This is a genomic window from Halocalculus aciditolerans, assembly GCF_014647475.1.
Taxonomy (GTDB): Archaea; Halobacteriota; Halobacteria; order Halobacteriales; family Halobacteriaceae; genus Halocalculus; species Halocalculus aciditolerans.
In genome coordinates, this window is the sequence record NZ_BMPG01000005.1 from 88646 (window position 1) to 105439 (window position 16794).

Consider the following 16794-nt stretch of genomic DNA (forward strand, 5'->3'; position numbering starts at 1 on the left):
CGGTCCGTAATCTGTCACCGCGGAACGGCCCAGAAGCGGAGGTTTCGGGGAACGAGCGCCATCAGGTCTGGCTGGGTGCTGGCGAGGGCGTCGTCGTCGTAGTCGTCGGGGTCGTCGGTGCCGGGTTCGAGGACGCGGCGGACGTCGAAGCCGGCGTCGACGAGCGCGCGGTGGAGGTCGCTCACTGTTCGGTCGAAGACGACCATCTCGGCCTCGTAGTCGTCCTTGATTGTCACCTCGCGGCGCGGCGACGCGTGGTAGCTCCGCCGGAGTTCTCGCTCCTCGGGGTCGAAGACCTCGTAGAAGGGGTGGGGGAGGTCGAAGACGAACACGCCGTCGTCGCGGAGGACGCGTCGCGCCTCGGAGAGCGCCGCGTCGAGGTCCTCGACCATCTGATAGACCCAGCCGGAGAAGGCGACGTCGAACGCGTCGTCGGCGAGCGGGAGGTCCGTGACGTCCCCGGCGGCGAACGCGGCGTCCACGCCGTAGGCGTCGCGGAGCGCCCGGGCGTGCGCGAGTTGCTCGTGGGAGAAGTCCACGCCGACGGCGGTGGCGGCACCCTCGCGGGCGGTGCCGACGGTCGCCTGCCCGCCGCCGCAGCCGAGCTCCGCGAAATCGACGCCCTCGACGGTCGAGAGGAGTTCAGGATGGGCTCCCCCGGGCGCGTCCTCGGCGAACGGACAGGGCGCTGGCGGGAGCGCTCCCTCGTCGGTGTCGGCGTTCCAGAGCGCCTGGAAGTCGTCGCTCCACTCGTTCCACAGCCGCTGGTTCTCGCGTCCCGCGTCGCGCATAGCGGGCGTGCGACCGCCGCGCACGTAGCGGTTTCGGTGGTGGGAGACGCGTTCGCGTGGTCTCCGGCCGCTCTCGCTCCCGCCACGGGGTTCATAGTCGTGCGGAGAGTATCCAAGAGTATGCCCGAATCACTCGGAGCGCCGGTCGTTCGGCTCGACGACACCGACGACCTCGACGCCCTCCTCGAACAGGAAGACCGCGTGCTCCTCGACCTCTACACGTCGGGGTGTTCGCTCTGTCAGGCCATCGAGCCCGTGCTGGGGAACGTCGCTCGCGCCCGCGACGACGTGACGGTCGCGATGGCGAACGCCGGCGACGACCTCGACTTCGTGGAGCGCTACGACGTCCGCAGCGTCCCGACGCTCGTGCTCTTCGACGACGGCGACGTCGTCGCGAAACTCGCCGAGGGTTTCCAGGGCGGCGACGCCGTCGAGTCCTTCCTCGACGAGCACGCCGAGTAGACGGGATTTTTGACGCCAGCGACAGACGATACGGGTATGGACGAGACGGCGCGCCCGAACACGATTGCGTCGCTCCGCGAGCGAGTTACCGCCGGTGACGTCGGCGTCCGCGGCCCGCTCGCCGCGACCTTCCTCCTCGCCTTCCTCGCCGGCGTCACCGGACTCATCCTCCTCGTGGGGCTCGCGCGCCTCGGGGCGACGGCGACGCGCGCGACGACGCTCGTCTGGGTGAACGCGTGGAACGCGCTGCTCTACCTCCCGGCGTTCGCCGCGCTCGCGCTCTACGTTCACGGCGAGGACTCGCGGCTCCGCGACCTCTTCGCGTTCGACCGCGACCGCCTCGCGCGCGACGTCGGCCGCGGCGTCCTCCTCGCCGTTCCCCTCCTCGTCGCGGACGCCGCCATCGAATACCCGCTCGTCGCGGTCGCGTCCGGCATCTGGGGCGACCCGTTCGCCGTCGCGCCCGCCCTCCCCACTCTTCCCCTGCTCGGCCTCCTCCTCGTCGCGTCCGCCCTCGCGGGCGTCGCCGAGGAAGCCGTCTACCGCGGCTACGCGCTCCCCCGAATCGCCGCGCGGACCGCGCCCGCCGTCGGCGTCGCCGTCACCGCGCTCGGCTTCGCCCTCCAGCACGCCGTCCTCCTCCTCTACGTCAGCCCGCCCTACGCGGTCGTCCGCGGCGTCGCCGCCGCCGCCGTCGGCGTCCTCCTCGGCTGGCTCTACCTCCGCGAGGGAGAACGCCTCGTCCCGCTCGTCGCCGCGCACGCCGCCTGGACGCTCGTCTCCGTCCTCGCCTTCGGCGCGCTCTTCTAACCCGTCTCGCCGCGAGCCCGCCCCTTTTGATGCTCCGCGCCCTCCACACTCACATGAGTCTCGACGACGACGCACTCACGGTGTTCAGCGACTACGTCTGCCCCTTCTGCTACCTCGGCCGCGCCTCCCTCCAGCAGTACCGAGCGACGCGCGACGAGCCGCTCGACGTGACGTGGCACGCGTTCGACCTCCGCGGGCACAAGCGCGACGAGCACGGCGAGATTCGGGAGGACGTCGACGACGGGAAGGACGACGACTACTTCGAGGAGGTCCGCGAGAACGTCCAGCGGCTCTCCGAGGAGTACGGCGTCGACATCGACTTCGACGCCGTCCCGGACATCGACTCGTGGAACGCCCAGCAGGCCGCGCTCTACGTCCGCGAGGAGACGGACGCGTTCGCGGCGTTCGACGACGCGCTCTTCGAGGCGTACTGGACGGACTACCGAGACATCGGGGACGTGGACGTGCTCGCGGACGTCGCGGGCGACGTCGACGGCGTCGCGGTCGAGGCGGTCCGCGACGCGGCGACGAGCGACGAGTGGGAAGCGCGCCTCGAAAGCGAGTTCGAGGAGGCGAAACAGCTCGGAATCACGGGCGTGCCGACGTTCGCGTACGACGGACACGCCGCCCGCGGCGCGGTCCCGCCCGAGCAGCTCGAACGCCTCGTCGAGGCCGCGTAAGCCGCGTTCGACGCTGAGCCGCCCGGGGTTTTTTGAGTCTCAATCCGGTAAGGCTGGTAACAGCGGTGTCAACCAGTGTCTGTATCAGACCGCGCGGAGGCGGTGGCTGACACGCTCGACCGAACGGGGGTGGCGAGCGTCTCGGCGGAGCGGCTCGTCAGGCTCGCGGAGTTCGGCGCGGTGGGCGCGAGCGGCGCGGTCGTGAACCTCGTCGTCTTCCTCTTCGTCGCGTCCCGCATCGCGTTCTTCCTCGCCGGCTTCGTCGCGTTCTTCGGCGGCGTGCTCTGGACGTTCGCGCTGAACTGGGTGGTGACCTTCCGCGACGTGACCGGGGAGCTCGGCAGGCGGTTCGTCCAGTACGTCGGCGTCTGCTGCGTCGGCTACGCCATCTACACGGCGACGCTGACGGGCGCGGTCGCCGTCTTCCACCTGCCCTACTGGCTGTCGGGACTGGGCGCGATTTCGACGGCGGGCGTCTGGAACTTCCTCGGGAGCGAGCGGTACGCGCTCGCCTGACGCGAACACCGGCGGTTTTTCGGGATGCGCGCGCCGAGTAGCGAGTGATGAGCGACGACCACGTCCCGGACGACCACCCGCGCCACGACAGCCTCGTCACCCGCCACCGCATCGAGGACGGCGTCGAGCGCGGCATCACGAGCAAGCAGGGTCTCATCGCGGAGGGCCGCGGCGAGGCGTTCGATTATCTGCTCGGCGAGGAGACGATCCCGAGCGCGGACGACGCCGAGCGCGTCGCCGCCGCCTTGTTGTTGCGCGCCCGCCATCCCGTCCTCTCCGTCAACGGGAACGTGGCGGCGCTCGTGCCGGACGACATCGTCGACCTCGCGGCGGCGACCGGGGCGGACATCGAGGTGAACCTCTTCGGACGGACGGAGGAGCGGATGCGCGCCATCGCCGACTACCTCGAAGAACACGGCGCGGAGGACGTGAAGGGCCTCACCGGGGACGGACGGATTCCCGGGTTGAGCCACGACCGCGGCACGGTGGACGCGGACGGCATCGGCGACGCCGACGTGGTGCTCGTCCCGCTGGAGGACGGCGACCGCGCCGAAGCCCTCGGCGAGATGGGGAAGACGGAGATCGTCGTCGACCTGAACCCGCTCTCGCGCTCCGCGCAGGTCGCCGCCGTCCCCATCATCGACAACATCATCCGCGCGGTCCCGAACATCACGCGGCACGCTCGCGACCTCGCGGACGCCGACGACGCCGAACTCGCCGCCGTCATCGAGGGATTCGACCGGGAGGCGGCGCTGGACGCCGCCGAAGCGCGCATCCGAGAAGGCGCGACGCGCCGCGAAGACGACTGACCACCGTCCGTCGCTGACTCCGTCCCGACCGCAGTCACGGCGTCGTCCGTCACCGCAACCTTCACTATGTTTTAGGCAAACCTAAAACGTATGCGTCGCATCGACACGGAGCGGGTGAGCTAGATGGTCGGCCGAACGCTCGCTGAAATCCACGAACGCCTCCAGACGCTCGCGACACCGAACGGTCCCTACTACCTCGCCTGCGCGCGGACCGGCGACCGGCCCACGCCCTCCGGCGACCGCCGGTACCCCGACCGCGCCACCGCCGCCACCGCCGCGGACCTCGTCGACGCCTACCGCGACGAACTCCGCACCTACGACCCCCGCCTCCCCCACTACGACGTCATCGTCCGCGAACTCCCCGCAGACACCGACGTCCCGCCGGCGGCCGGCCCGCCGACGACCGACCGCACCGAGTTCTGCCACGAGGTCGCCGCCGCCGTCTTCGAGAGCCTTTCTGGTGGCGGGTTCCGCGACGCCGAACGCGCCGTCATGGACGCCTACCTCGGCACCGCCGAGACCGTCACCGACCCGGACGACCTCTGCCTCCTCCTCCTCCGCAGCATGGGCGCGGTGCTCGACGAGACCCTCGACGCCCACGAGCAGGAAGTCGTCCTCAACCGCGCTGCCGGCCGCCTCGACACCGTCCGACTCGGCGACGACGCCCTCGACGACGCCCTCGACGCGCTCGCCCGCGCCGGCCTCCTCACCGACTACCACATCGACGCCCCGCGACCCACCGGGGACGCCTCCGGTCCTCCCGAGGACGCCTCCCGGCCCGCCGCGACCGACCACGTCGTCCGCCTCGACGGCTACGCGCTCTCCGAGGGCAACCACGTCCTCACGCTCCCGGTCGCCGTCGAACTCCTCCGCCGCCGCCCCGGCGTCGACGTCCAGTTCTCGCCCATCGCCGGCCCCGCGGCCGGGTTCCGCGTCGCCGTCGCCGACCGCGCGCGCCACGAGCCCTGCGGCCTCCTCCGCGTCCCCGGCCGCTAAACGAGGTCGCGCGCGAGCTCCGCCGCGTCGACCGCCGACCCCGCGAGCAGGTAGACGATGGGCTCGACGCCGAACCCGCCGGTCTGATAGACGACTGTCGCGTCCGGCGCGCGCTCCACCGCCTCCGTCACCGCCGCGGTCGCCTCGTCGTCGGTCGCGTCGAACGCCACGGTCGTGTGCCCCGCGTCCTCCAGCGCCTCGACGAGTTCCGGCGAGTACGCGACGTTGAGCGCCGCGGACGCGTCAGAGCCGCCGCGGCGAGCGGCGAGGAGCACGCCCGCGACGTGCTCGGAGACGCCGAACTCGGGGTCGCTCGGCACCGCCGTCCGCCCCTTCACGTCGAAGATACGGCCGGGCACGCCCGCGACGTCCTCCACGCCCGCCGCGTCGGGGAGGCACTCCACGAGGTTCGACCCGACGTGCGGGATGAGCGCCGCGAACCCCGACGCGCGTTCGAGGACGCGCACGCCCCGCCGCACCGACGCCAGCACGTGCTCGCGCGCCCGCACCTCGCCCGCCGGGTCGTACACGCGGAAGTCACCCTCGTACTCCGCGAGTTCGGGCATCTCCGACTCGTGGAGGCGCGCCAGCACCTCACCGGGCGCTTCGAGTTCGCGCACGAGCACCTCGGCTTCGACGAGCGCGCCGACGCGGGAGAGCGAGCCGTCCGCAAGCCCGTCCGCCAGCCGCACCGCGAGGTCCTGCACGCGCTCGTCGCCCGCCAGCGTCTCGTTCACCGCCACCTCGCCCTGCGCGTACTTCGACACCGCCGACTGACTCACGCCCAGCGTTTCGGCGACCGCTTGCTGGGTCAACCCACGCTCTCGCAGTTCGCCCGCGAGCAGGCTCCGGAACGTCGGGAGGAACTCTTCTACTACGACTTCCTCGACGAACCGCACTACTTCTCACCCTGCTTCTGCGCGCCGCCGAACTCCTCGTCGCCCTGAATCTTCGACGCCTGCGGCCCCGCCTGGTCCTGGTACTTCGACCCGCGCTCGGACCCGTACGGCCGCTCCGCCCGCGACGTCAACTCCGTGAAGACGAGCTGGCTGATGCGCATCCCCGGCGAGAGCGCGACCGGTGCCGTTCCGAGGTTCGAGAGTTCGAGCGTGATCTGCCCGCGGTACCCCGGGTCGCACAGCCCGGCAGTGGCGTGCACCACAATCGCCAGACGGCCCAGCGAGGACCGGCCGTCGACGTGCGCCACGAGGTCCGGCGGAATCTCCACTGTTTCCTTCGTCGTGCCGAGCACGAAGTCACCGGGGTGGAGGATGAACTCGCCGTCCTCGTCGACGACGGTCTCCGTGACGTAATCCTCTACTTCTGTCTCGTCGTTCGGGTGGATGCACGGGATGTTCGCGCGCTGGAACTCCAGGAACTCGCGGCCGAGCCGGACGTCGACGCTCGCCGGCTGAACCTGCAGTTCGGGGTCGTCGAGCGGTTCCGCGAAGAGCTCGCCGGCTTCGAGCCGACGCAGGATGTCCGTGTCGGAGAGAATCATACCGGTGGAAGGAACCCGGGGATATGAAAAGTACCGCTCCGCGACCGACCACACCGAGACATCGGTTAGACGAACTCTCCCTCAAACTCGAATAAACTCTCTAATTGTGTTTCTTTTGCTGTCTATCGGGTGTGTTATGAGTATATAATCGTCCCTAGTGCGAACGTTTATGCAATTCGTTCGGAATCCAATTCGTATGTCCGCGATTCAGTTGCAGTCGAGTCAGAAGCGTGTTCTCGAAGCGCTCGTGAGTCTCTCGAAGGCGGACGAGCGCGCGGTGAGCGGCGCGACTATCGCGGCGGAAGTCGACCGGAACCCCGGGACGATTCGGAACCAGATGCAGAGCCTGAAAGCCCTCAGCCTCGTCGAGGGCATCCCGGGCCCGAAGGGCGGGTACAAGCCGACCGTCGACGCCTACGAGGTGCTCGACGCCGAGCGCGTCGACGATCCCGCCGACGTGCCGGTGACGCGGAACGGCGACCCGCTCCCCGGACTGACGGTCGAGGAAATCGACCTGACGACCGTCCACGACCCCGAGCGGTGTCGCGCGGAGGTCGTGCTCGCCGGCTCCGTCCGCGGGTTCGACGCCGGTGACGAGGTCGCGGTCGGCCCGACGCCGTCGACGGCGCTCCGGCTCACGGGCGTCGTCGACGCCGTCCTCCGCGCCGAAGGCACGCTCACGGTCGACATCACGGAGATAGCGACGGGAGCGCCCGCGGCGTCCGCGGCAGCGGCGGGAACGGGAGCGGACGAGTCCGACTGCGACGACGGCGTGGCCGAGGCCGTGGAGTCGGTGTGAGAGGGTAGCGATTTAGGCGGCCGGGCGATAGAACCCGGTATGAAGCAGGTCATCGTCGCGCGCGCCGACGTCGGGATGGGGGAGGGGAAGCTGGCGGCGCAGGTCGCACACGCCTCGTTGACGGCGTACGAACACGCGACCGAGCAGGCGAAGCGGGAGTGGAAGCAGGGCGGGCAGAAGAAAGTCGTCGTCAAGGGCTCGTCGGAGCGCGAACTCCACGAGCTCCAGGAGGCGGCGAAGGCGCAGGGCCTCCCGACCGGGCTGGTGCGTGACGCGGGGCACACCCAGCTGGAGCCGGGGACGGTGACGGCGCTCGCCATCGGACCGGCGGGCGACGACGCCGTGGACCGCATCACGGCCGACCTCCCGCTCTACTGATGCGGGACGCCCACCCCATCGAGCGCGAGGTCGGGATGGAGTACTACGTGAGCGAGGCGGACGGCGTCGGCGGCCGGCTCCGCGCGAGCGCCGACGATTTCCGCGTCGAGGAGGTCGAGGACTTCCAGACGCAGCCCGTGGACGCCGACCCCGGCGACTACCCGCATCTCGTGGTTCGGGCGACGCTCACGGACTGGGACACGAACGGGTTCGCCCGCGAGCTCGCCAACCGGCTCTCGATGAGCCGGGAGCGCGTGTCGTGGGCGGGGACGAAGGACAAGAACGCCGTGACGACGCAGCTGTTCTCGCTGCGCGGCGTCGACGCCGGCGACCTCCCCGAGGTTCTGCGCGCGGACGTCGAGGCCGTCGGGCGGGCGGGGCGCGCGCTGGAGTTCGGCGACCTCGCCGGGAACCGCTTCGAAATCGTCGTGCGCGACCCCGAGCAGCCGGAGAACGCCGCGGACATCGGCGCAGAGCTAGAAGCGTTCGGCGGCGGGACGGGCGCGGTCCCGAACTACTTCGGCCAGCAGCGCTTCGGCTCCTACCGGCCAGTCACGCACGAGGTCGGCCTGCACGTCGTGCGCGGGGAGTGGCGGGCGGCCGTGCTCGCCTACATCGCGAACCCCTCGGAGCACGAACCCGCGCGGACGCGCGGCGCACGGCGGGCGGTCGCGGACGCCGTCGACGCCGGCGACCCCGCGTGGGGACAGCTCGCCGAAGACTACCCCGGACACCTCCGCTACGAGCGAACAGTATTGAATAAGCTCGCGGAGAACGGCGGCGAGAGCGCGGACGACTTCGAGGAGGCGCTGGAGACCTTCCCGTCGAACCTCCAGCGGCTCTTCGTGCACGCCGCGCAGTCCTACGTCTTCAACCGGATTCTGTCGACGCGCCTCGAACGCGGGCTGCCGTTCCACGAACCCGTCGAGGGCGACGTCGTCGCGTTCGCCGACCGCGACGCACCGGACGGAATGGCGCGTCCCGACGTGGACCGCCTGCAGCACGCGACCGGGAAGCGCGTCGAGACGATGCAGCGCCACTGCGCCCGCGGTCGCGCGTTCGTCACCGCGCCCCTCGTCGGCTACGAGACCGAGTTCGCCGACGGCGAACCCGGCGAAATCACCAAGAGCGTGCTCGCCGACCTCGACCTGGAGCGGGAGATGTTCGAGCTTCCCGGGTCCTTCGACTCCTCGGGGACGCGGCGCGCGGTCCTCGTTCACGCCGCTCCCGAGGTCACACGCGATCCGCTCGCCTTCGACTTCACGCTCCCCAGCGGCTCCTACGCCACCGTCGTCCTGCGGGAGTACCTCAAGCGGAGCCCGCTCGACCTCTGACTCTCAGCAGCGCTCGCCCCCGCACCCACGCTTTTCCCGCGCGCCGCCGAACCACCAGATATGACTGAGACGCCAGTCACCCCGGAGCTCCCGGACAGCCCGTTCCACACCACGGGGACGGACCACGTGACCGCCATCGGTAGCAACGAGGAAGACACGGTGGCGTACTACCGCGACGTCCTCGGGATGCCGCTCGTGCTCCGCCAGCCGAACCTCGACGACCCCGAGCAGACCCACCTCTTCTTCGACACCGGCGACGGCCGCATCCTCACCTTCTTCGTGAGCGACGACCGCCAGTCGAACCCGAACCCCCACCGCCACCGCGTGGGGAGCGTCCACCACCTCTCCTTCAGCATCGACGCCGCCGACTTCGACGACGTGAAACGGGGCCTCGAAGACGCCGGCTACGGCTTCAACGAGTTCGACCGCGGCATCTTCCACTCGCTCTACACCCGCGACCCGAACGGCCTCGTCATCGAACTCTCCGCCGATAAGTTCGACTTCCCCGCCGAGCGCCGCGGCGACGTCCTCGCCAAAGCCCAAGAACTCCGCGTCGCCGACGGCGCGGACTACGCCGAAGAGGAACACCTCGAACGCGCGCTCGACGAACTCGGCATCGACGCCGAGAAACACGACCTCCCCGACGCCGACACCGGCACGGAGTTCTGAGTCACCACGGGATGCCGCCGGGGCCGACGCCCGCGGAGAGCGTGACGTGCCCGACGAAGCTCACGAACGTGATGCCGAGGAGGAGGACGGCGGCGAGCGTGAGGAGGGAGCCCGCGGGGTTGAGGTAGGAGCGGTCGTGGAAGCCGAACGGGAGGACCATCGCGCCGAGGCCGAGAACGACGTACGTGCCGGCCATGTAGGCGGCTTCGATTCCGGTCCCGGCGACGAGGCCGGCGGGGAACTCGGACGCGGGCGGGCGGAAGAGGATCTCGCCGAAGACCGCGCCGGAGACGCCGAGGAGACCGACCATCAGGCCGGCGAACGCGCCGACGTAGGTGACGGGGCGGAGCGCGACGAGGAGCTCGTCGGGCATCGCGTCCCGGGTCTCGCGGAGTCCGCCGACGCGCGCGAGCAGCGGCTTCCGACGGCCGTAGGTGACGACCGTATCGGAGACGCTGTGGACGTCGTCGCTCTCGATAGGCGTCCGGAAGACGACGGCCGCGGTGACGAGGAGGAGGACGCCGAAGGCGAGCGCGGGTTCGCCGAAGACGATGTTCGCCGCGCCGAGAAGCGGCCACGTGAGGCAGACGTGGAGACCGAGTGCGGCGAGGAGGCCGCCGAGGCCGGCGAACGTCCACGCCCACGCGTCGCGCGTCGGCTTCGACGCCGTACTTCCGTACCGCGCGAACCCGACGAGGAGAAGGAGGCCGACGCCCGCAGCCAACCCCATCAGGGTGTTGTAGAGGATGAGTTTGTCCGCGGTACTCGCAGTCGCCTCGAGTGGAAGCATACTCGTACGAGGCTGACACGTCGGCATAAGTGGCGGGCGTCACGCCGATCGCGAACGGCCTTCTCCGGACTCACGTGAACGGCGGCGTGAGTGTGGCATCTCTGAACTGGAACGCCGGCGTGCTCCGCGCACATCGCCGCGGGCGCGGTCACCGTCACCGCCGCGTGCCGGCGCGGTTCCACGCGGATTAAACGTCCGCGCCGCCTCCGGTGAGGCATGCAGTGCGACCACTGCGGCACGCCGCTCGACCACCCGGGCGACTACTGCCTGGTGTGCGAGACGGCGAACTGCGACGCCGTCGTGGTCGACATCGAGGAGTCGCGCGCGACGCTGACGATGCTCGACGAGGACGAAATCGTGGGGCGGTATCACGTGACGACGACGCCGGAGTCCGGGGAGTTCGCGCCCGTGCAGGTGCGGAACTTCGCGGGGCGCATCGGCGACGAGCTCCGTCGGAAGCGCCCGGACGAAGTGTTCGTCACGGGGCCGCGCGAGGTGGTGTCCGCGCTCCGTGAGGACGTCCGCTACGAGATGTACCGGGTGCGCGCGGACGAGGGCGAAGACGCGGTGGAGGCCGTGGTGAAGCGGCAGGGCGGCGGCGAGCTCGCGACAGTAGACGGCGCGCCCGCGTCGAAGCTCGGCGGGTCGCACTCGACGCTCATCGGCGACCGAAAGGGCTGGGAGGTCATCCGCGTCGTCGCCGCCCACCCGAACGTGAAGAAGGTCATCCCGGGACCCATCGACGCGAGCGGGTCGGGGTCGCGGACGGGCCTGCGGGCGAAGGCCACTCGGGCGGACGACACGGGGAACGTCCGCCTCATCGTGCGCGACGGCTCCAGCGTGCAGGAGAACCGCGTGGTCACCACCGCGGGGAACCGAGCGGACGGCGAGCGGGTGCGCGCGGACCTGAACGACGCGCTCGACGACGCCGGCTTCCTCGCCGGCACGTAGAGACAACTCGTAGCGTTTAAGCATCCGCTGACGTTATCATCGGCTACTATGGCTGAGAAGGGCTCCAGCACGACCGGGAGCGCCGGTCGGTTCGGTGCACGGTACGGGCGCGTCGCACGACGCCGCGTCTCCGAGATTGAAGCGGACACGAACGCTGACCACTCCTGTCCCGAGTGCGGGAACGACGCGGTCTCCCGCAAGGGCACGGGCATCTGGGCGTGTGGCTCCTGCGGCTACACGTTCACGGGTGGCGCGTACCGGCCGACGACGCCGGGCGGAGAGTCCGTCAAGCGCTCCATCCGCACGGCGCTCGGCGAGGAGACCGAGGACTGAGATGGCGTACAAGTGCTCGCGGTGTAAACGCGACGTCGAACTCGACCAGTACGGCGGGGTGCGGTGTCCGTACTGCGGGCACCGCGTCCTCCTGAAGGAACGCGCGCGGGACGTCAAGGAAGTCGACGTCCAGTAGGCCCCGTGGCCCGACACGGCACCGACTTCGTCTTCTCTTACGACTCTCCCGACACCGCTCGCGTCGTCGAGCGGAGCGTCCGCGTCGAAGCCGGCGACATCGAGGGCGACCGCACGAGCGTGACCGTCGAGCGGACGGGCGCGACCGTCGCTATCGACGTCGAGGCGGCCGACCTCACGGCGCTGCGCGCGGGACACAACACGTGGACGTCGCTCGTCGAGGTCGCGGAGCGCGCGGCGCGTCACGGCTCCCGGTAGGTCTTGCGGCGGCTCCGCGTTCTCCGAGACGCTGGGGAGTGCCGCAAGCCTTTGAAGGTTCGGCGCGCAAGCACTCAGACGATGCCGCCCTCAGTGAATCGGTACGACGCGATACTCGCGGGCCTCCCCACGCTGCTCGCGGGGTCGCTCGGCGTCGCGTGGACGTCCGCGGTGACTATCACGACCGCGGTCGCCACGGGCTGCCTGCTCGGGTTCGGCCTGCTCGCGGACGCGCTCGTCCGCAATCCTCCGACGAACGGCTGAACCCGCGGGAAGCCCGTCGTGACGGCCGAACGACGCGCCTCGCGGTGTGACACCGAAAGCGGGAGCTTTTCACGCTGGGGCGTTACGACCTATCCATGCAGGGCAATCTGCCGCCGGAAGCACAAGAGAAACTCGAAGAGCTCCAGGACCTCCAGGACACCGCACAGCAGGTCGCGACGCAGAAACAGCAGGCCGAGAGCCAGCTGCAGAGCGCGAAGACCGCGCTCGACGAGCTCGACGAAATCGACGAGGACACGACGATGTACCGCGAGGTCGGCGAACTCCTCGTGGAGACGTCCTACGACGACGCCGAAGAAGACCTCGACGAGAAGGTCGAGAACCTCGAACTCCGCGTGCAGACGCTGGAGAAACAGGAGACGCGCGTGCAGGACCAGTTCGAGGAGCTCCAGGAGGAGCTTCAGAACATGCTCGGCGGCATGGGCGGCGGCCCCGCTGCGGGCGGCATGGGCGGCCCCGGCGGCGACTAAATGCCGACTGACGAGGCGGTCGTCGAGACCGCTGCGGAAGCCGCGGAAGGCTACGTGTTCAGCGAACTCGCGCGCTCTGACGTCGACGACCTCGACATCACCGTGACGTTCGAGGACGGCGTGCTCGACGTCGAAGTCTACGTCAACGCGCCCGACGCGGACGCGGACGTCGAACGCGTCGCCGACGACGCCGCGATGGTCGCCGGCCAAGCGGTCGACGACCTCTTCGCCGAAGAAGAGTAACGCGGTTTCCGGTCGGCTCTGCCGACCGGAAACCGCGAGACGGCGAACGGGCCTCTGGCCCGTGAGCCAGCGCGGCTTTTCGGATGACTCGAAGTACTGAGTGACTAGCGCGTGCCGTATCCTCGCCTCGGTCCGCGATTTCGTTTCCCTGCGGTCGCGCGGACGCCACCCCTCGCGCGGTACGTCGCTATCGCGGCGGTGCTCGCTCTCGCGGTCGCGGAGTGGGGGTAGCACCGACTGCCGGAGCGGTGACCGAGAGACGACCAGTCGGCGGCACGGACAGTCCACGACGACGGCGGCGTGTCGAGTCCGAGTCAGGGCGTGAGGAAGAAGATGATGATGGAGAGGGCGAGGGTGGCGACGACGACGGCGGCGGCGAGCGCGGTCCCCATGGAGATGACGGCGTTCGCGTGGCTGGCGAGCGTCTCGGTTCGGTCGTTCCCGAAGACGGTGACTTCGGCTTGTTCGGTCTCCATGCCGGCTTCGACGGGTTCGAGGTCGGCGGTGGCGTCGTCGACGAGGTCGGCGACGAGGCGGACGAGCTCGTCGCCGTCGATGGCGTCGCCGACCTGGTTCTCGGCCTCGACGGTGTTGACGATGTGGGTGTCCGTCGTCATGATTTCGGCTTCGTCCACGCCGTCGAGGGCGTCGACGATGGCTTCGCGGAGGCCGGGCTCCATGTTGTTCCCGTCGACGAGGACGTAGGCGGTGCGCTGGCCGCCGGCGTCGAGGACGGCGGCGCGCACGCCGAGCGGGCCGATGCCGTCCTGTGGCGTCCACGTCGTCCGGTCCCACGCGGTGCCGAGCGCGAACTCGTGGCGGTCGGCGTCGACGAGGTCGTCCGCGGCGTCGCCGGCGGCGCGAATCATGTTGAACGAGCGCCGACTCCCGGGGACGACGTGGCCGAGGTCGCCGCCTTCGAGGCCGTTGTTACAGTTGTGCGCGTCCACGAGGAGGACGTCGTCGAGGCCGGAGACGCGGGCTTCGCTGGACGCGGCGAGGCCGACGGCGTACTCGACGTCGTCCGCGAACTCGGGGCTGAAGGTGTTGACGAGGAGGCCGTCGTCGCCGAAGCGCTGCGCGAGGAGTTTCGCGTCGCCGCGCTCGACGCGCACGCTCTCCGTCGCCCTCGCGCTGTAGGTCAGGCGGTCGTGGGCGCGCTCGGCGGCGTCGAGGAGCGGTTGGACCTCGCGCTCGGTGACGAGGTTGAAGTCGTGGCCGGCGGTCGCGTGCGGCGGAAACGCCAGGCCTTCCGCCGTCTCCGCGATGCGTTGCGGGAGGTTCCCGCCGCCGATCTCACCCATCGGCCCCGGATGAATCATCGGGAGCACGAACCGGGCCTTCTCGCCCGCGCCAGCGTCCTCACCCGCGTGTTCGCTTCGGCCGTCTCCGGTCTCGCCGTTCCCGGTTCCGTCCGCTCGGCGGCGGAAGGAGAGGACGGTGACGGGGACGACGGCTTCCTCGCCGATGCCCTGGAAGAAGTCTTCGAGCTCGCGGTTTCCCTCGGCGATGTGACCGATGAACCCGCGGAGGAAGTCGAGGCCGGAGACGCCGAGGCTCTGTCGCCACGGGTGGTCGACGACGCGGAGGAAGCCGTAGGCGACGAGGCCGTAGAGGACGCTCATCCCGACGATGAGCGCGAAGTCGCTCGGCGTGAAGATGTACTGGATCTCCGTCGGAGCCTGACTCGGCCGGTTGAGGTAGGCGTTGAGGATGGGGCCGCCGATGGAGAGGAAGTTCATCGTCCCGGAGTAGACGAAGAGGAGGACGGCGGCGGTGAGCGTCTGGATGCTCGCCGGGATGGTGGCGAGGATACTGTTCCGGGAGACGGCGAGCACGACGAGGAGGCGGACGGCGAAGACGAGCGCGAGCGCCGCGGTGAGGACGTCGAAGACGAACTGCTGGCTGAGCGGCGTCAACACGGTGATGACGCCGGCAGCGAGCAGGAGGGAGACGACGATTCCCTCGCAGATGAGCGCGAGGAGGCTGGAGCGGTTGTAGGTGAGTTGGCCGTCGAGCCAGCGGTCCACGGGCGTAGTGGCGAGGCTGGCGACGACCGTCGGAACGCCGATGAAGAAGACGCCCTGCCAGGCGTCCTCGAAGATGTACGTCGAGTCGAAGGCGACGACGCCGGTGAGCGCGGCGACGAGGAGGCTGAACGCGACGCTCACGTACCAGTTCGGCGCGCGGAAGATGAACTTCGAGAGCGATGCGAGGTCCCCCTGACTCTGCGTCATCTGTCGCAGATGTCGATGAAGTTCTCGAAGACTTCCTCGCCGCGCTCCGTGTGAGCGACCTCGGGGTGGAACTGGACGCCGTAGAGGTCGCGGTCCGTGTCGCTCATCGCTTCGACGCCGCAGATGTCGCTCGACGCAGTGATCGCGAAGCCGTCCGGCACGTCGACGACTTCGTCGGCGTGACTCGCCCACACCCGCGTCTCCGGGGCGAGCGACCCGAGGAGCGGGTCGCCCGCGTCCTCGATATCGATGGTGACGTCGGCGTAGCCGCCGTAGTCGCCGGATTCGACCTCGCCGCCGAGCGCGGCCGCGATGACCTGGTGGCCGAGACAGACCCCCAGCACGGGGCCGTCGAAGTCGACGTACTCGGCGCTCTTCCCGGCGCGGTCGATGTCCGGGCCGCCGGAGAGGACGACGCCGTCGGCGTCGACGTCCTCGGGCGGTGTGTCGTTGTCGACGAGTTCGACGTCCACGCCGAGGTCGCGGAGCGTTCGGTGCTCGAGATGCGTGAACTGGCCGTGGTTGTCCACGACGACGATACGGGTCATGCTCCCCCGTAGTGGCCGGTCGAGTAAAAAGGGACCCGATAGGCGCTACCGTCCGCCTTCACCGGATACGCGGCCGTCTCCCGGGCATCTACCGGTGGAGACGCGGGACGCGACGCCGGCCGAATCCGCCGGTATCACTCCTCGCTCCGGTCCGCCGCCGTCTCGAACCCGAGTTCGTCGAGCTCCTCGCTCCGCCGACCCTCCGCCTCGGCGAGCGCCTCCGGGTCCGGGCTCGCGTCGTCGTCCACGCGCGCCCACGACCCGTGGACTTTCGCGTGACACCACCGGCAGAGGAAGACCGTGATCTCGTGGGCGAGTTCGCCCTCGCCCGCGTCGCTCGCGGCTTCGCCGCTCGCGTGTTCCGCGGACTCCTCGACGGGGTGTCGCTCGCCCGCGTCGCTCGCGGCTTCGCCGCTCGCGTGTTCCGCGGACTTACTTCGTTCGTCCGCGTACGCAAGATGGTGTTCTTCGAGAAGCGGCCGGTCGTCGGTGTGGGCGTTCCGGCGTTCTTGGAGGCCGCAGCGCGCGCACTCGCGACTCGACCCCGTGGAGCGGTAGTGGGGGCACTCGCGCCACGCGCACTCGTCGTTCGCGGCGGGACACCGGAAGTCGTCGCGGCGGCGTTCGGCGGCGAACGCGCGGTCGTGCTCGGGGTGGTCGAAGGCGTATCGGCACTTCCCGTCGTCGGTGACGTGGTCGCAGACGCCCGCGTGCGCGTAGGGGTCGTCGACGCCCACGGCGGTCCCGGTCGGCGTCTTCTTCACGGTCTCGTTGTCGGTCTCCCGGGGGAAAACCCTACCCT

At 70.0% G+C, this 16794-nt stretch carries 24 protein-coding genes; 17 read left to right on the top strand and 7 right to left on the bottom strand.

Features of this window, described 5'->3' with window-relative positions:
- Window positions 1-14: 14 nt before the first annotated feature.
- Window positions 15-791, bottom strand: a complete 777-nt coding sequence (locus IEY26_RS15325; RefSeq protein ID WP_188980511.1) for a class I SAM-dependent methyltransferase — start codon at window positions 789-791, stop codon at window positions 15-17.
- 120 nt (window positions 792-911) lie between these two features.
- Here IEY26_RS15325 and IEY26_RS15330 point away from each other — a divergent pair, with 120 nt between their 5' ends.
- The 6 genes from IEY26_RS15330 to IEY26_RS15355 all read left to right on the top strand — a co-directional run bounded on the left by IEY26_RS15330 (window position 912) and on the right by IEY26_RS15355 (window position 5064).
- Window positions 912-1253, top strand: coding sequence for a thioredoxin family protein (locus IEY26_RS15330; RefSeq protein ID WP_188980512.1), 342 nt, complete (start codon window positions 912-914; stop codon window positions 1251-1253).
- 36 nt (window positions 1254-1289) lie between these two features.
- A complete protein-coding gene (locus IEY26_RS15335; RefSeq protein ID WP_188980514.1) occupies window positions 1290-2063 on the top strand; it encodes a CPBP family intramembrane glutamic endopeptidase in 774 nt (257 codons plus the stop codon).
- Window positions 2064-2116: 53 nt separating this feature from the next.
- Window positions 2117-2743 carry a DsbA family oxidoreductase gene (locus IEY26_RS15340; protein WP_188980516.1) on the top strand — a complete coding sequence of 209 codons (627 nt, stop codon included), beginning with the start codon at window positions 2117-2119 and terminating at the stop codon, window positions 2741-2743.
- A gap of 75 nt (window positions 2744-2818) precedes the next feature.
- Window positions 2819-3259, top strand: a complete 441-nt coding sequence (locus IEY26_RS15345) for a GtrA family protein (RefSeq protein ID WP_188980518.1) — start codon at window positions 2819-2821, stop codon at window positions 3257-3259.
- 47 nt (window positions 3260-3306) lie between these two features.
- Window positions 3307-4068, top strand: coding sequence for a 4-phosphopantoate--beta-alanine ligase (locus tag IEY26_RS15350; protein ID WP_188980520.1), 762 nt, complete (start codon window positions 3307-3309; stop codon window positions 4066-4068).
- 123 nt (window positions 4069-4191) lie between these two features.
- Window positions 4192-5064 carry a DUF7551 domain-containing protein gene (locus IEY26_RS15355; protein ID WP_188980522.1) on the top strand — a complete coding sequence of 291 codons (873 nt, stop codon included), beginning with the start codon at window positions 4192-4194 and terminating at the stop codon, window positions 5062-5064.
- On the opposite strand, the gene IEY26_RS15360 is transcribed toward IEY26_RS15355, so the two are convergent.
- Both IEY26_RS15360 and dcd read right to left on the bottom strand, forming a co-directional pair.
- A complete protein-coding gene (locus IEY26_RS15360) occupies window positions 5061-5963 on the bottom strand; it encodes a thiamine-phosphate synthase family protein (protein ID WP_188980524.1) in 903 nt (300 codons plus the stop codon). The genes IEY26_RS15355 and IEY26_RS15360 overlap by 4 nt on opposite strands.
- Window positions 5963-6565 (bottom strand): dCTP deaminase, encoded by a 603-nt coding sequence (gene dcd, locus IEY26_RS15365; protein ID WP_188980526.1) that lies wholly within the window; start codon window positions 6563-6565, stop codon window positions 5963-5965. The genes IEY26_RS15360 and dcd overlap by 1 nt, the downstream gene beginning before the upstream one ends.
- 196 nt (window positions 6566-6761) lie before the next feature.
- Between dcd and IEY26_RS15370 the strand changes: the two genes are divergently transcribed.
- The 4 genes from IEY26_RS15370 to IEY26_RS15385 are packed head-to-tail and all read left to right on the top strand — an operon-like array spanning window position 6762 to window position 9745.
- On the top strand, window positions 6762-7364 hold the full coding sequence (locus IEY26_RS15370) for an Rrf2 family transcriptional regulator (protein ID WP_188980528.1): 603 nt from the start codon (window positions 6762-6764) through the stop codon (window positions 7362-7364).
- Window positions 7365-7403: 39 nt separating this feature from the next.
- Window positions 7404-7742, top strand: a complete 339-nt coding sequence (gene pth2, locus IEY26_RS15375; protein ID WP_188980530.1) for a peptidyl-tRNA hydrolase Pth2 — start codon at window positions 7404-7406, stop codon at window positions 7740-7742.
- On the top strand, window positions 7742-9076 hold the full coding sequence (gene truD / locus IEY26_RS15380; RefSeq protein WP_188980532.1) for a tRNA pseudouridine(13) synthase TruD: 1335 nt from the start codon (window positions 7742-7744) through the stop codon (window positions 9074-9076). The genes pth2 and truD overlap by 1 nt, the downstream gene beginning before the upstream one ends.
- 60 nt (window positions 9077-9136) lie before the next feature.
- Window positions 9137-9745 (top strand): VOC family protein, encoded by a 609-nt coding sequence (locus tag IEY26_RS15385; RefSeq protein ID WP_188980533.1) that lies wholly within the window; start codon window positions 9137-9139, stop codon window positions 9743-9745.
- A gap of 1 nt (window position 9746) precedes the next feature.
- Here IEY26_RS15385 and IEY26_RS15390 read toward each other — a convergent pair whose 3' ends face one another.
- Window positions 9747-10535 carry a DUF981 family protein gene (locus tag IEY26_RS15390; protein ID WP_188980534.1) on the bottom strand — a complete coding sequence of 263 codons (789 nt, stop codon included), beginning with the start codon at window positions 10533-10535 and terminating at the stop codon, window positions 9747-9749.
- A gap of 216 nt (window positions 10536-10751) precedes the next feature.
- On the opposite strand from IEY26_RS15390, the gene IEY26_RS15395 reads away from it, so the two are divergent.
- The 7 genes from IEY26_RS15395 (at window position 10752) to IEY26_RS15425 (ending at window position 13207) form a co-directional block, all read left to right on the top strand.
- Window positions 10752-11486, top strand: coding sequence for a DUF2103 domain-containing protein (locus IEY26_RS15395; protein WP_188980535.1), 735 nt, complete (start codon window positions 10752-10754; stop codon window positions 11484-11486).
- 48 nt (window positions 11487-11534) lie between these two features.
- Window positions 11535-11819 carry a 50S ribosomal protein L37ae gene (locus IEY26_RS15400; RefSeq protein WP_188980536.1) on the top strand — a complete coding sequence of 95 codons (285 nt, stop codon included), beginning with the start codon at window positions 11535-11537 and terminating at the stop codon, window positions 11817-11819.
- Between the two features lies 1 nt (window position 11820).
- Entirely contained in the window at window positions 11821-11955 is a 135-nt protein-coding gene (locus IEY26_RS15405; RefSeq protein WP_188980537.1) for a DNA-directed RNA polymerase subunit P, read from the top strand.
- A gap of 5 nt (window positions 11956-11960) precedes the next feature.
- On the top strand, window positions 11961-12212 hold the full coding sequence (locus IEY26_RS15410) for a KEOPS complex subunit Pcc1 (protein WP_188980538.1): 252 nt from the start codon (window positions 11961-11963) through the stop codon (window positions 12210-12212).
- An 81-nt stretch (window positions 12213-12293) separates the two neighbouring features.
- The gene (locus IEY26_RS15415; RefSeq protein WP_188980539.1) at window positions 12294-12476 is read left to right on the top strand and encodes a hypothetical protein; all 183 of its coding nucleotides are present in this window, start codon (window positions 12294-12296) and stop codon (window positions 12474-12476) included.
- 95 nt (window positions 12477-12571) lie between these two features.
- Window positions 12572-12964, top strand: a complete 393-nt coding sequence (locus tag IEY26_RS15420) for a prefoldin subunit beta (RefSeq protein ID WP_188980541.1) — start codon at window positions 12572-12574, stop codon at window positions 12962-12964.
- Window positions 12965-13207, top strand: a complete 243-nt coding sequence (locus tag IEY26_RS15425; RefSeq protein WP_188980542.1) for a DUF3194 domain-containing protein — start codon at window positions 12965-12967, stop codon at window positions 13205-13207.
- A 314-nt stretch (window positions 13208-13521) separates the two neighbouring features.
- Here IEY26_RS15425 and IEY26_RS15430 read toward each other — a convergent pair whose 3' ends face one another.
- From IEY26_RS15430 to IEY26_RS15440, 3 genes are all read right to left on the bottom strand, one after another.
- Window positions 13522-15444 carry a DUF2070 family protein gene (locus IEY26_RS15430; RefSeq protein ID WP_188980543.1) on the bottom strand — a complete coding sequence of 641 codons (1923 nt, stop codon included), beginning with the start codon at window positions 15442-15444 and terminating at the stop codon, window positions 13522-13524.
- Window positions 15441-15992 carry a GMP synthase subunit A gene (locus tag IEY26_RS15435; protein WP_188980545.1) on the bottom strand — a complete coding sequence of 184 codons (552 nt, stop codon included), beginning with the start codon at window positions 15990-15992 and terminating at the stop codon, window positions 15441-15443. Before IEY26_RS15435 ends, IEY26_RS15430 begins: the two co-directional genes overlap by 4 nt.
- A gap of 134 nt (window positions 15993-16126) precedes the next feature.
- Window positions 16127-16756 (bottom strand): DUF7097 family protein, encoded by a 630-nt coding sequence (locus tag IEY26_RS15440; protein WP_188980547.1) that lies wholly within the window; start codon window positions 16754-16756, stop codon window positions 16127-16129.
- Window positions 16757-16794 lie beyond the last annotated feature (38 nt).

What these genes read in the sequence shown, in the direction of transcription:
- IEY26_RS15325 (WP_188980511.1), bottom strand. Translation starts at nt 791, where the DNA reads ATGCGCGACGCGGGACGCGAGAACCAGCGGCTGTGGAACGAGTGGAGC.
- IEY26_RS15330 (WP_188980512.1), top strand. Translation starts at nt 912, where the DNA reads ATGCCCGAATCACTCGGAGCGCCGGTCGTTCGGCTCGACGACACCGAC.
- IEY26_RS15335 (WP_188980514.1), top strand. Translation starts at nt 1,290, where the DNA reads ATGGACGAGACGGCGCGCCCGAACACGATTGCGTCGCTCCGCGAGCGA.
- IEY26_RS15340 (WP_188980516.1), top strand. Translation starts at nt 2,117, where the DNA reads ATGAGTCTCGACGACGACGCACTCACGGTGTTCAGCGACTACGTCTGC.
- IEY26_RS15350 (WP_188980520.1), top strand. Translation starts at nt 3,307, where the DNA reads ATGAGCGACGACCACGTCCCGGACGACCACCCGCGCCACGACAGCCTC.
- IEY26_RS15355 (WP_188980522.1), top strand. Translation starts at nt 4,192, where the DNA reads ATGGTCGGCCGAACGCTCGCTGAAATCCACGAACGCCTCCAGACGCTC.
- dcd (WP_188980526.1), bottom strand. Translation starts at nt 6,565, where the DNA reads ATGATTCTCTCCGACACGGACATCCTGCGTCGGCTCGAAGCCGGCGAG.
- IEY26_RS15370 (WP_188980528.1), top strand. Translation starts at nt 6,762, where the DNA reads ATGTCCGCGATTCAGTTGCAGTCGAGTCAGAAGCGTGTTCTCGAAGCG.
- pth2 (WP_188980530.1), top strand. Translation starts at nt 7,404, where the DNA reads ATGAAGCAGGTCATCGTCGCGCGCGCCGACGTCGGGATGGGGGAGGGG.
- truD (WP_188980532.1), top strand. Translation starts at nt 7,742, where the DNA reads ATGCGGGACGCCCACCCCATCGAGCGCGAGGTCGGGATGGAGTACTAC.
- IEY26_RS15385 (WP_188980533.1), top strand. Translation starts at nt 9,137, where the DNA reads ATGACTGAGACGCCAGTCACCCCGGAGCTCCCGGACAGCCCGTTCCAC.
- IEY26_RS15390 (WP_188980534.1), bottom strand. Translation starts at nt 10,535, where the DNA reads ATGCTTCCACTCGAGGCGACTGCGAGTACCGCGGACAAACTCATCCTC.
- IEY26_RS15395 (WP_188980535.1), top strand. Translation starts at nt 10,752, where the DNA reads ATGCAGTGCGACCACTGCGGCACGCCGCTCGACCACCCGGGCGACTAC.
- IEY26_RS15400 (WP_188980536.1), top strand. Translation starts at nt 11,535, where the DNA reads ATGGCTGAGAAGGGCTCCAGCACGACCGGGAGCGCCGGTCGGTTCGGT.
- IEY26_RS15405 (WP_188980537.1), top strand. Translation starts at nt 11,821, where the DNA reads ATGGCGTACAAGTGCTCGCGGTGTAAACGCGACGTCGAACTCGACCAG.
- IEY26_RS15415 (WP_188980539.1), top strand. Translation starts at nt 12,294, where the DNA reads ATGCCGCCCTCAGTGAATCGGTACGACGCGATACTCGCGGGCCTCCCC.
- IEY26_RS15420 (WP_188980541.1), top strand. Translation starts at nt 12,572, where the DNA reads ATGCAGGGCAATCTGCCGCCGGAAGCACAAGAGAAACTCGAAGAGCTC.
- IEY26_RS15425 (WP_188980542.1), top strand. Translation starts at nt 12,965, where the DNA reads ATGCCGACTGACGAGGCGGTCGTCGAGACCGCTGCGGAAGCCGCGGAA.
- IEY26_RS15430 (WP_188980543.1), bottom strand. Translation starts at nt 15,444, where the DNA reads ATGACGCAGAGTCAGGGGGACCTCGCATCGCTCTCGAAGTTCATCTTC.
- IEY26_RS15435 (WP_188980545.1), bottom strand. Translation starts at nt 15,992, where the DNA reads ATGACCCGTATCGTCGTCGTGGACAACCACGGCCAGTTCACGCATCTC.